The sequence below is a fragment of the Legionella sp. W10-070 genome, from assembly GCF_900640175.1.
GTDB lineage: Bacteria > Pseudomonadota > Gammaproteobacteria > Legionellales > Legionellaceae > Tatlockia.
The window spans coordinates 1-11735 of the sequence record NZ_CAAAJC010000038.1 but is presented as its reverse complement, the minus strand read 5'-3'; the positions used below and the strand labels follow the sequence as shown (position 1 = coordinate 11735).

Genomic DNA, 11735 nt, shown 5'->3' with positions numbered 1-11735 from the left:
TGGAGTATTTAACTCAAATTGACCGTCTTCAGTTCTTAAGATTTTCTTGCTATATCCGTTGCGGCTATTTGATGTGCTGGATTTTTCATACTTTTCATAACCAAGATGCTCATCAAGCTCAGCATTAAGCGCTGCCTCAACTGTAATCTTGGTTAACATTTGACTGAAATCATTCAGATCTTTTTCAGTCTTTAATGTCTTTGCCGCTTCGCGGGCAAATGTTTCTAATTCTTCTCTATTCATTACTCTCTATCCTTAGCCTCAAAGGCTTTTATGATAGACAGTTACACAATTTTATCTACAGTCTCTATCGCAATTGTTCTAAGTGCGCTTATTCGGATTGCCCAAAAGTCATTACATCATTGCTTTATTCGCTTTCCTTGCCTTGTTTTTATTTAATATCCCTTTTCCAATTGTTATTCTGAGTGCCGCATTAATAGGTTACTTGCTCAATCGATTTAATCTGGCATTCAATATTGATAACGAAACAACCATTAATCAAAATTTTCATACTATTTCATTTTCGACAGTGCAATTGATAAAAACCAGCAGTGTTTGGCGATTTGGCCTCTTCCCGTTTTGTTTATTTTTCTTATAGCGGGTGCACATCAAGAGGCTTTTTTGTTCAGTAAAACAGCAGTATTAAGTTTTGGTGGCGCTTACGCGGTTTTATCTTATATCGCTCAACAAGCCGTGCAAACTTATAGCTGGTTAAAGCCCGTTGAAATGCTGGATGGATTAGGTATGGCTGAAACGACACCTGGTCCTCTGATTCAATCCGTACAGTTTGTCGGCTTTCTGGCTGCCTACCGCGATGCTGGCGGCATGAGTCCATTGCTGGCGGGCATTCTTGGCTTCATTATAACGACCTGGGTTACTTTTTCCCCTTCTTTTTTATGGATATTTGTCGGCGCACCTTATGTTGAACAGCTAAGAAAAATACAAACGCTTCATGTTATATTAACTGCGATTACAGCAGCAATTGTTGGTGTTATTCTTAACCTCTCGCTTTGGTTTGCCATCAATACCCTGTTCAGCAAAGTAGATAAATTTCAACTATTTGTCTTTGATAGTTACTAGCCTATCTGGTCTAACTTTGATTATGGTTCAGCGTTTATTATGCTGATAGCCTTAATACTCGTGTTTCGTTATAAGGGAGGTATATTCCTGATTTTATTAACCGATATTTTTCTTGGAAGCATCATTGGTTCCATGTTTTGATCAATGTGGTCAAAATATATCTACGTTTGATAGGTTCCACTGCTAACGGTCATTATGAATCAATGTATTTGAAAAAAAACGCGATAAGTCACTCATTTCAAGTAATTTTATTCGCGCATTGTTCCAATTCAGCTCCACTTGTGCAGCGGCTTGCTCCCTCTGATTAACCAGGAACAGGCTGCTGTCCCCTGCATTGAATTTTTTGGTTTCAGCAGCTTGAAGTTGATGCGCTAAGTTCAATTCTTTTTCAAGAAGAAATACTTGTTGATGATACAGCTTTATACCTAAAAACAATTTTGACAGCTCGTTTTTTAACCTCTCATATAGAAACTTAATTTCTGTATGGATTTCCTGAAGTTCATTTTGAGCACTAATCAGCTTTCCTTTCGCTTCCCTTTGATATAGGGGAAACTTAAGCGTTAAACCCATCATGGCTGCTTGCGGAATTAACAAAGGATCTCCTCCGCTGCCATATTGCTTGAAGGTAGATACAGTGACATCTAAGTTTGGCAGCATTTCATTTTGTGCCAGACCCAATTTTAGTTTTGCTATTTTCGTATAAGCCTGTAGTTGCTTCATGGCCGGATGTTTTTCCAATTGCGCGAAAATCTTTGCTTGGTTTAATGAGCGGCTTGGCAACAACTTGGGTAATTGACTTTCAAGAGGTATTTCAGGCTTGCCTTCCTTATTTCGATAATAAAGAGATAATTGTATGGCCGCTTGTCTTAAAGCGATTTTACCCTGATTGCAGAATTGCTCACGTTGCAAAATGAGCTGCATGTTTTCAGCAATATCGAGCTTTGCTAAATCACCCTCATGGGCTCTTTTTTCAATGGCTTTTTGCCGCACTCTCGCTAAATCTAACAGTTCATTATAGATTTGCAGCTGTAAACCGCTCTCAACCCACTGCCAATAGGCTTTTACTGTTTCCTGATAAATATTGATTTTAGTGACTTCAGCATCATATTTTTTGATACATACTGTTTCTGCTTGCGTGAACAAGCCTGTACGTTCCTTATCGATAAGTCGGTCGCGCAAAAGGGGAAACGACAACCCAGCTCTGTATTCTCCGCCGGAATTGCTTAAATAATTTTGATAATAAATGGGCCAGTCTCCCCGGCCATTTCTATAGCCTGTGAAAAATGTTAAACCGTTATAAAGTGTTGGAATATTAAGTTCGGTGTCCCCATAGTGATTGACATAGCCACCAAAGGGTTGGGAGCGAGTGGAGGCATTCAAAGAGGGATCAAAGCGTCCTAAAGCCGTGATATAATCTCCCTCTGCTTGATTAATTTTTAAAAAGGCGATTTTTATCTGCGGATAATAACTGTTGACACTGGTTAAGACATCTTCAAGTTTTAAGTCCTTAGAGGGATGAGAAAAGCAAATTGCACTAAAAAATAAAGCGTAAAATAAGAAAGCGGTGGTGGTTATTTTTATAAAATGCAATGAAGCACGCATCATGCCGCCTTCTTTGTAAAAGTGCTCTCTGGTGGAAAACCATTAAATTGACGCCAGAGCTCATACCATAAAGGAACTTCTCCTAATTGAATCCATCCATGCACTCTTACTCCCTGCCTTAAAAATATGGGTTCAGGCCATGGTTCGTCGGGTAAAATAACAACACGAAAATCCCCCTGTCCATTATCTGTCGGATCAATGAAGGAAACCCTTCCTCCAAAGGTGCCAACAGCAATTCCAGGCCATCCTCGAAACTGAACTGCAGGCCAACCCTCAAATTGTAAACGTGCTTTTTGATTGAGTCGGACAAAAGGAATGTCATTGCCGTCAACCCATAAAGCCACAGCACGTGATTCTGTGTCGGGTATAATTTCTGCCAAAACATCCCCTTTTTTTACTACAACACTGTGCTCTCCGCTGAGTCGTTTAAATATTGTACCGGCAACGTGGGCAGCAACTATCTGTGATTTCTGGCGGGCAATGCGAGTATCAATCTTTACTTTATCAATTTCTGCCTGGGCTAGTTGATTTTCATATTTAGCAAATTCAATTTGGGCAAGTTCATACTGGCGTTTTGAATTTATCCCTTCGCCAAACAAGCTTTTCTGCCTTTCAAGATTGGCTTTTGATGCAGCAATCGCTTTTTTCGCAACTTCAACACGAAATAAAATGGCTTTTCTTTCCATCTCTAAACGCTTCAACAGCTCGGGATCAATATCTGAAATATCAACGATTGAATCACCCGGTTTAACTTCCATGCCCTCATCAACGTACCATTTTTTTATACGGCCACTGATAGGAGAGTCCACGGTATGCTGTCTTTCAGTCGGGGAAAATGCAATAACCCGGCCATTCCCCAGAGCAAACTGCTGCCAAGGGATAAAACTTAAAAAGGAGATAATGGAAATGAGCAAAACAATGAGTATTTTTATTATTTTCTGAGGTTTTGGCAATTTTCTAATCATCTTTGCTGCATGTAGTCTCATGAGGGAAGTACCAGGCGATTGGTTATATAGCCAAAATTTTTATTTTGGCTAACGATAATTAATGTCGTTGCTTTTAATTCTTGCAGATGGGTCATTATTTTATCCAGAAGCTCATAATCAAGAACATCAAAAGCACGATCGATAATCAACAGCTGAGGGTTAAAAAGAACAGCACGAATACACATGAGCTTGGTTAATTCATAATATGATAAAATGGTTCTCCACTCATAAACAACGGTCTGTAAACCCTTTGGCAGATTCATTATTTTTTCAAGGAGATCAAAGTACTTTAGTTCCGTCATAATCTGTTCATTGGCAATATGTCTGTGACCTAGAACTAAATTGTCATAAATCGTTCCAGCAAACCATTCGGGCTGAGATATAAGCATACTGACTTGCCGGATGGACACCAGGTTGTTTCTGTTGCAAACCGTGTCATTGATGAGAAATTTGAATTCTTTGACCTCTCTGAAACCAAGGAGTTCTCTTGTAAAATTTTGGCAGTGATCCGGATTATTGGAAAAAACCAATAAAGGGCTATTGGCGTCTGCACGAGCATTTGCCTCGGCATGCGTTCGAATCTCAATGTTTTGAATCGGGTTATAGATATCATTGATATGATTTTCGATTTTTTCGATCGGAAGGTCTATGACGGACTTAATTTTGCTTTCAGAGGCAATCATGTCGTAATAATTTTCAAGTAAGTTGCCAAAGCGCTTAAAGCTATAAATTAAACTTCCTAATACAATTTCAGCAGCAGCAAGCTGACCTAGGCTTAATTGATCCTGAATGACCAGATAGCCACCAACACCTAACAGTAAACTGCTGACAAAAGCGGACAAAAAGTGAAATCCTATTTGATGCTTTAGTAATTGCTTAAAATGTAAATTTCTTGCTTTTAAAAATGAAACTAATCGTTTGTCAGTTTGCTGAGTTGCAAAACGATGATAGAGATTAAAACGAAATAAGAAGCGATTGATTAGAATTTCCTCAAACCACGCTCCCACTTTATGCTTTTCGATACATTCTTTTTCAGCACTCTCTTTTGCCTTATGGTAAGGAACGAAAACCACGATAAAAATCCCTAAAATAACAATGGCATCAAATATCAGAAACAAAGGATGATAGATAAGGAGCAGTATTAATCCAAAGATAACCTGGAGGGAAAGATTGATACCGGAAAGAAGTAAACTGGCAAGTGACTTTTTTATAGTAACGATTTCGAAAAAGCGGTTGACCAGTTCGGGCCCGTAATGAACGGAAAAGTTTTCCAGGGAAAGATGATTGTATTGATTGGTAAGCTTGAGGCTGATATTAACCATTAATTTTTGCTGAATAACCTCAGCTATGATGATTTGCCAAACATTCAAAGCCCCTAATGCCATCATAAAAATAAAGACCATGAGGCTTAGTGTGAACACCGGCTGAAATAGCTTACCGAAGGCTATCAGGTTAATTAAGGTCTGCGCTGCAACGGGAATGGTTAATGATAATAAACTGGCCAGCAGGCTAATTATCAAAATAGACGCTACCGTTGAGTTATCTAAAACTTCTTTAATTGAACCAATTGTTTTTTCTTTAGTCATTGCCAGTTATCTCAATGAAAACATCAGTGCTTTAATTTTTGCAATATAAAATATTCAAGCGATTCAACGGCTTTGTTACCGTCAGTATTTTTTAACAAAGATACTTGTATATCCTTTAGAGGAGGTAAGAAATTAAAATCCAGTCGGTCGAGATAATTGGGGATTAAGCTTCGCTGAATAGCGGTAATTCCCAATCCTGCCCGGACCGCGGCCATTTTTCCGGAATAACTAGGGCTACTATAGACAAGACGCCAATCTAAGAAATATTTGTCCAATGAATCAATGACATTGCCTCTATATACACAAGGCGAAGGTGAAAGAACTAATGGCAGGGTGGTGCTTGTGTCTAAAGGAGGTAAAAGATCTTTTTTTCCGATCCATTCTACGGGCTCATTCCAAACAGGAAGTTTGTCACCAAGATCATATTCTTGATTCATTTTTATCAAGATTAAATCAAATTTACCTTTTTTATAACGTTCAATTAAATTCAGGGTCAGATCGCACTGAACATTTAACATCACACGCGGATGAAGTCTGGTAAATCCCACCAGCACATCGGATAGCATCATGCTTGCAAAATCTTCGGGCAAGCCAAATTTGAGTTCTCCCTGTAATTCCGGAGCTTTGAAATGATCGATTGATTCGCGATGCAGCTCATAGATTCGTTTCGCATAGCCAAGAAATGATTCACCCTCTTTTGTTAAAGAGAGTTCACGACCACGGTTAAATAAAGCTTTATCCAGCCAATTTTCGAGTTTGGCAATCTGTTGGCTGACAGCAGACTGAGTCCTTCCTATTCTATGAGCCGCTTTTGTAAAGCTTTGAGTTTCGGCGACCGCTAAAAAGCATTGTAAGGTGATCGTATCCAGATTCATTAGAAATCCTAATGCATGCAATTAATATTTTTAATTTTACTTATATCAGCATGGCTAATATATTCCGATTCTATTATAAATAGTTCTAATAGGTAAATGGTGTGGAAACAATTTTATGCATTTTGCTTTTGCTGCTCCTGTTCTGCCTCTTTGCGGCACTTTTTATTCATTTCTTCCTTAAGAAGAAAAAAGAAGATGAAACAGCAAGACTTGCCGGTTTTCTAATAGGAGGGGGGGGCATTGCAAGCGCACTGCTTTTGATTGGTAATTCAATTTCCCCTGTTGCCATAAATTTTTTCCTGCTTCGATTAACACCACTAAACATATTAATTTGTACGTTAATTGTATTTGTTAGCTTTATAGTTCACCGGTTTTCAATACGTTACATGGCAGGTGACCGCTTCTACCGCCGTTATTTTATTATTCTTTCTGCAACCACTTTAAGCGCTATCACCTGGGTATTGGCAGACAATATTTTTTTATTCTGGATTGGTTGGACATTCAGCAATGTTTTTTTAATCTTGCTGATGATCCATAAAAGCAAATGGGAAGCGGCCAAAAATTCAGGTTCATTGGCTTTAAAAATTTTAATGTCTGGCTCATTTTTCCTCTTTATAGCGATAATGTTTTTGTATTTACAAAACAATACGACATCGCTTGAGTTTTTAATACATTCTAATCATGATGTTTCACAGCTTTCCAACCTGTCTTTAACCCTGATTTTATTAGCTGCATTATCGCAATCTGCTTTATGGCCTTTTCATCGCTGGCTTATCAGTTCGCTTAACTCGCCAACGCCAGTTTCTGCTCTCATGCACGCGGGGCTTGTAAATGGAGGGGGCATCTTGATTGTAAAATTTGCGCCTTTAATTTCTATACATCAACGTTTATTGACCGTTCTTTTTCTGCTGGGAGCTATTTCTGCATTTTTGGGAAGTATATGGAAACTGCTCCAAAACGACATTAAGCGCATGCTCGCTTGCTCGACAATGGCGCAGATGGGATTCATGATGATGCAATGCGGCCTGGGTTTATTTTCTGCGGCTATAACCCACCTTTGCTGGCATGGTCTATTTAAAGCTTACCTCTTTTTAAGTTCAGGCTCTGTCATTACTGAAACTAAACCTGAAAATAATTTAAAAACAAATAGCTTCGTTGCTATTATATTATCCGCAGCAGGTGGTTTATTAGCGATGTGCGCTTTTGCCTATATAACCGATAAACCAATGTTTTTTCCAGATCCCACTACATTTCTGCTGGCTTTAGTATTTGTTACTGGAGCACAGATAACTCTTACGATGCAAAGCCATATCCCAGGATTTAAAAAGTGTATTTTAATTTTACCCATCGCCCTTTTCTCTGGAATTTTATATGGCGAAAGTATTCATTTAATAGAGTCTGTGCTTCCTAATTTAGACGGGTTTCGTATAACAACATTAAATATGCTGCATTGGATTATTTTGATTTTCTTCCTAATGACCTGGTTTGCCTTTAACTTTTTCCCGGTTAAGAAAATACAGGAATCAAGAATATGGTGCAGGTTTTACATGATGATGCTTAACCAAAGCCAGCCCCACCCTAAAACAATTACTGCAATCCGAGATACTTATCAATTTTGACCTCTTTAAGGAGATTTCATGAACAACCAAGAAGCGAGAAAAATCATTAGTAGTCAACAAGAAGCGATGGACTTTAAAGTAAAAAATGACGAAATAGAAATTCAGAAAATGGTGCAAAACTGTGCCCAATTCATTACGCCAGTCTGGCCTCTAGAGACATTTATTGCTTGTAATCCACTGCATGGGCTTGAGTCGATGCCATTCGAAGAAGCAATAATATACAGCGATGCTTTATTAAAAAAATCAGCTGATAACGAGCAATTAAAAGCGGTTAATTTACAAATGATTAAATGGTGCGGTGCTTTTCTTGATATGGGACAGGGGACTATTAATTTACCGCATCGTGAAAAAGGATTTTACTTCGGCTTTTTGAAACTGGCGCCCTTTGACAACCAGCTTCATCAGAACAAAAAGGAGCTAAAAAACTGGTTGCAGGCCTTGCCCGATAGCCCAGGGCTTGCAGTCAGGCAATGCCTGAATGATTTACAAGTTTCCAAAAATAGGCAGGAATCCTTCATCAAGGAAACTCTATTTTATTTACCGGGTTGGGCAGGGTTTGTTAAATGGAGGAGTGAATGGCGTAACAACAATAGTACAGAATCAAAGTCCGTAAATCTATTGGATTTTTTGGCGGTTAGATTAGTTATTACTTGCTTATTATGGCCCGAGGCAGCACAAAAAAAAAAGTGAAAGGTGGTTTGCCAGTCAAGCAAATGATCCGAAAGCTGAAAAAAAACGAAGATAATTACAGGATATATCTTTTGCAAATTCTTTTGTCTCAGTTAAACACAGCAAAAACCAGAAGTAAAAGAGCTGATGTACAATTGGTTTTTTGCATTGATGTTCGTTCTGAGCCCTATCGTAGAGCTATTGAGCAACTAGGGAATTACGAAACATTGGGGTTTGCAGGTTTTTTTGGATTACCTATTCGTGTTAAGGATTATGACAGTGGAAAAATGAAAGAATCTTATCCGGTTTTATTAAAACCGCGATTTAATATTGAAGAAAAACCCATTTCTTCCTATGAGGGTTTGGCAAAATCAAATCAAAAAATTAAAAATATTTCTCATGTTTTAAAGGCAATTTACCAGCAATTGAAATGTAATTTTTCTACTCCTTTTGCTCTGGCAGAATCACTAGGACTCTGGTGCGGTATCGCGATGCTCTTGAAGTCAATAAACTCATTCTCACTTTTCTCAAATAAAATACTCCCTGTCATTAAACCGACAATTGAAACGGAACCTGTTTGTGAGGCTGATCAGCACTTGGAAAGCGGCATCAACTTAAACGAGCAAATCACTTATGCAGATATCACTTTAAAACTGATGGGATTAACAGAAAATTTTGCAAAAATTATTATTCTTTGTGGTCATGGAAGTTCCACACAAAATAACCCTTACGCTTCAGCACTGGATTGTGGCGCTTGCGGTGGCAACCATGGTGGGGTCAATGCAAAATTACTGGCCCAGATCCTCAATAAGCAAACTGTGCGTCAAAAGCTGCAAGAAAAAGGCATTAATATTCCACTAGATACGATTTTCCTTGGCGCCCAGCACGATACGACTACCGACACGATTAAAATTTATTTTTCAGACAAAAGTCGATCCAATTATCCAGCTCTTTTAGAGCAATTAATGAAGGACTTAGAAAAAGCAAAAGCAAAAAATCATATTGAGCGCAGTCAAAATTTACAAGGGTTCAATACAGTTACAAACATTGAGCGTCGAAGTACTGACTGGTCTGAAACACGCCCTGAGTGGGGCCTTGCAAGAAATGCCGCTTTTATTATTGCCCCACGATTTTTAACGGAAAATGTTAATCTTAATGGCCGATGTTTTTTACATTCCTATCACTGGGACCAAGATGCTGATGGTTCTTTACTAGAGACGATATTGACTGCCCCAATGGTGGTTGCTCAATGGATAAACGCCCAGTACTTGTTTTCTACCGTCAATAACGTTATGTATGGCAGTGGAAGTAAAATTACTCACAACGTCATAGGGAAAATTGGCATTGTTCAAGGAAATGGCAGTGATCTTATGCATGGGCTGCCACTTCAGTCGGTCATGAATGATGATAAAACCGCCTACCATTCCCCGCAACGATTATTAACCATAGTTTACGGAAAACGAGCCGTGGTTAGCGATATTATTGCTAAGCAATCTATCTTAAAAACCTTGTTTTTTAATGATTGGGTGCACCTGATGGTTATTGAGCCAATTAATAATTTACCCTACAAGCTAGAGTTAAATGGCGAATGGAAGTTAGCTTATTAAACTGGAGAGAAGATGGGTGTGGTGTTCGTTTCAGATGTTTCTGTCGCAAGAATTGATTATTTTTCCTAAGTTAATCATAGGGGGATAAAAGTGGGTTATAAAAATCAACCGGTTTTATTAGCATCTAAACATAAAAAAGAACAAGCGATTTCCGGAGTTTTTTTTAATAAATTAGGATGTAATATTCACGTTGAAGCATTTGATACCGATCAATTTGGAACTTTTACAGGTGAGATTCCCAGACCTTTGCCTTCTTATGAAACCTGCATCTTAAAAGCGAAAAAAGCGGGCGATGCGTTTGGCTATCAGTATAGTATTGCCAGCGAAGGAAGCTTTGGTCCGTATCCAGGCCTTCCATTTGTCGCTGCTGATCATGAAATCATGGTTTTTCTTGACAGAAAAAACAACTGGCTCATTGCTGAACAACTCACTACGATGAAAACAAATTATAATACATTGGTTATCAATGAAGAAACGGACATTACTGGTTTTTTAGAACAAGTAAAATTTCCAAGCCATGAACTTACCCTGCAAAAAAACCTCTCCAGGAAAGTAATTGCCAAAGGTATTAATGAAAGGAACCTATTAAATGCTTCCCTAAAATAGGGATTTAAGCATGAAAAAGAGCTTTTAATGGCTACGGACATGCGTGCGATGGTAAATCCAACCCGAATGACAGCGATAAATGAATTGGCGCACAAACTTGCAGAAAGAATCGCAACGAATTGTCCTGAATGTCGAGTCCCAGGTTTTGGTTTCAATAGAACCACAGGAAACTTACCTTGTACATTTAAATAACTGTGTCACCTCTTTAAATTTGTTATTATTTTTAACAGTTATAAAGAGGTATCCAATGAATAAAAAATAGACTTATCCACCTTCATTGGTTCTCACATCCTGTTGTCTAAGTGCTCCCCATTTCCTGAAATAACGCTTAAGGAGCGGTTGGATAATTTATATAAAGGCCTTGATGTTATTTTTGGCAAAAATAGACTTTTTTAAAAAAAGGAAGAAACAGAAACTGCTTTCAATAAAAACCCGACAACAATTTATGCTTTGGCAAAGAGATACAATCAAGACAATATAGAGAGAAAAAATATATTTTATGTTGATAGTCGGGAGACAATTGGCAACCATATTAATCTATCAAGGCAAAGTGTTGAGAACAAATCTTACCTTTTTGAAGTCTTGTTGCGTGCCGTTCCTGTGCCTGACATTTATGAAGCCTTTAACCAATCAAGTATAAGTAAAAAGGTTAAAATTCAGTTCAAAAAAGAATTCTTGAATTTTCAATTAGAAAATTTACAAAAGGTTGTAAACTGGCAAAAACCTTTATTAATTAATCGAGAAAAATTAAACAATAGAGAAATATCAACAGATGAAAAGTCAAAAGAATTAGATACATGGTAATCCCCCCAAAAAATAATTGATGTCAAAAGTAGAATTTTCTCGTAATGTATATGGAAGGAGATTCTGCATGAAACGATCAAAATTCAGTGATACCCCAATCATATCGATATTGAAGCAAGGAGAGGCTGGTCTTCCAGTCCCGGATATATGCCGAGAGCATGGAATCAGCTCAGCGACATTTTATAAATGGCGAGCTAAGTATGGTGGTCTGGATGTTCCAATGATGTCGAGACTAAAGGAACTGGAGGCAGAAAACAGCCGCTTAAAAAAGATGTATGCTGAGGAGCGATTGAACGCTGAG

Annotated in this window: 11 protein-coding genes and 1 pseudogene; 7 read left to right on the top strand and 5 right to left on the bottom strand. The window is 38.2% G+C overall.

Translation table 11 applies throughout. From position 1 onward, the window contains the following. On the bottom strand, window positions 1-243 hold a 243-nt coding region (locus E1O65_RS11895; protein ID WP_207384250.1), incomplete at its 3' end, for a transposase. Window positions 244-621: 378 nt separating this feature from the next. Here E1O65_RS11895 and E1O65_RS11890 point away from each other — a divergent pair. Next, complete coding sequence (locus E1O65_RS11890; protein WP_207384249.1) at window positions 622-1080, top strand: chromate transporter; 459 nt, start codon at window positions 622-624, stop codon at window positions 1078-1080. Window positions 1081-1263: 183 nt separating this feature from the next. Here the strand turns inward: E1O65_RS11890 and E1O65_RS11885 are convergent, their stop codons facing one another. From E1O65_RS11885 to E1O65_RS11870, 4 genes are read right to left on the bottom strand one after another with little or no spacing between them, the layout of a single operon-like run. Continuing rightward, window positions 1264-2685 carry a TolC family protein gene (locus E1O65_RS11885; protein ID WP_242601602.1) on the bottom strand — a complete coding sequence of 474 codons (1422 nt, stop codon included), beginning with the start codon at window positions 2683-2685 and terminating at the stop codon, window positions 1264-1266. After that, window positions 2682-3668, bottom strand: a complete 987-nt coding sequence (locus E1O65_RS11880; protein ID WP_133133815.1) for a biotin/lipoyl-binding protein — start codon at window positions 3666-3668, stop codon at window positions 2682-2684. The genes E1O65_RS11885 and E1O65_RS11880 overlap by 4 nt, the downstream gene beginning before the upstream one ends. Beyond that, a complete protein-coding gene (locus tag E1O65_RS11875) occupies window positions 3665-5254 on the bottom strand; it encodes an ABC transporter ATP-binding protein (protein WP_133133814.1) in 1590 nt (529 codons plus the stop codon). Before E1O65_RS11875 ends, E1O65_RS11880 begins: the two co-directional genes overlap by 4 nt. A 23-nt stretch (window positions 5255-5277) precedes the next feature. After that, window positions 5278-6129 (bottom strand): LysR family transcriptional regulator, encoded by an 852-nt coding sequence (locus tag E1O65_RS11870; protein ID WP_133133813.1) that lies wholly within the window; start codon window positions 6127-6129, stop codon window positions 5278-5280. 101 nt (window positions 6130-6230) lie between these two features. Here E1O65_RS11870 and E1O65_RS11865 point away from each other — a divergent pair, with 101 nt between their 5' ends. From E1O65_RS11865 to E1O65_RS11845, 6 genes and pseudogenes are all read left to right on the top strand, one after another. Next, the gene (locus E1O65_RS11865; protein ID WP_133133812.1) at window positions 6231-7748 is read left to right on the top strand and encodes a proton-conducting transporter membrane subunit; all 1518 of its coding nucleotides are present in this window, start codon (window positions 6231-6233) and stop codon (window positions 7746-7748) included. A gap of 18 nt (window positions 7749-7766) precedes the next feature. Beyond that, window positions 7767-8438 (top strand): putative inorganic carbon transporter subunit DabA, encoded by a 672-nt coding sequence (locus E1O65_RS12695; RefSeq protein WP_278043656.1) that lies wholly within the window; start codon window positions 7767-7769, stop codon window positions 8436-8438. Between the two features lie 71 nt (window positions 8439-8509). Then, window positions 8510-10024 carry a putative inorganic carbon transporter subunit DabA gene (locus tag E1O65_RS11860; protein WP_278043655.1) on the top strand — a complete coding sequence of 505 codons (1515 nt, stop codon included), beginning with the start codon at window positions 8510-8512 and terminating at the stop codon, window positions 10022-10024. A gap of 90 nt (window positions 10025-10114) precedes the next feature. Then, window positions 10115-10822: pseudogene (locus E1O65_RS11855) on the top strand (DUF6671 family protein). 258 nt (window positions 10823-11080) lie between these two features. Beyond that, a complete protein-coding gene (locus tag E1O65_RS11850) occupies window positions 11081-11434 on the top strand; it encodes a hypothetical protein (RefSeq protein WP_133133810.1) in 354 nt (117 codons plus the stop codon). 67 nt (window positions 11435-11501) lie between these two features. Further along, window positions 11502-11735, top strand: a 234-nt coding sequence (locus E1O65_RS11845) for a transposase (protein WP_133133809.1), incomplete at its 3' end; no start/stop codon positions are given.

Bases quoted from the DNA above. Each gene is read 5' to 3' on its own strand.
- E1O65_RS11885 (WP_242601602.1), bottom strand. From the start codon at position 2,685: ATGATGCGTGCTTCATTGCATTTTATAAAAATAACCACCACCGCTTTC.
- E1O65_RS11880 (WP_133133815.1), bottom strand. From the start codon at position 3,668: ATGAGACTACATGCAGCAAAGATGATTAGAAAATTGCCAAAACCTCAG.
- E1O65_RS11875 (WP_133133814.1), bottom strand. From the start codon at position 5,254: ATGACTAAAGAAAAAACAATTGGTTCAATTAAAGAAGTTTTAGATAAC.
- E1O65_RS11870 (WP_133133813.1), bottom strand. From the start codon at position 6,129: ATGAATCTGGATACGATCACCTTACAATGCTTTTTAGCGGTCGCCGAA.
- E1O65_RS12695 (WP_278043656.1), top strand. From the start codon at position 7,767: ATGAACAACCAAGAAGCGAGAAAAATCATTAGTAGTCAACAAGAAGCG.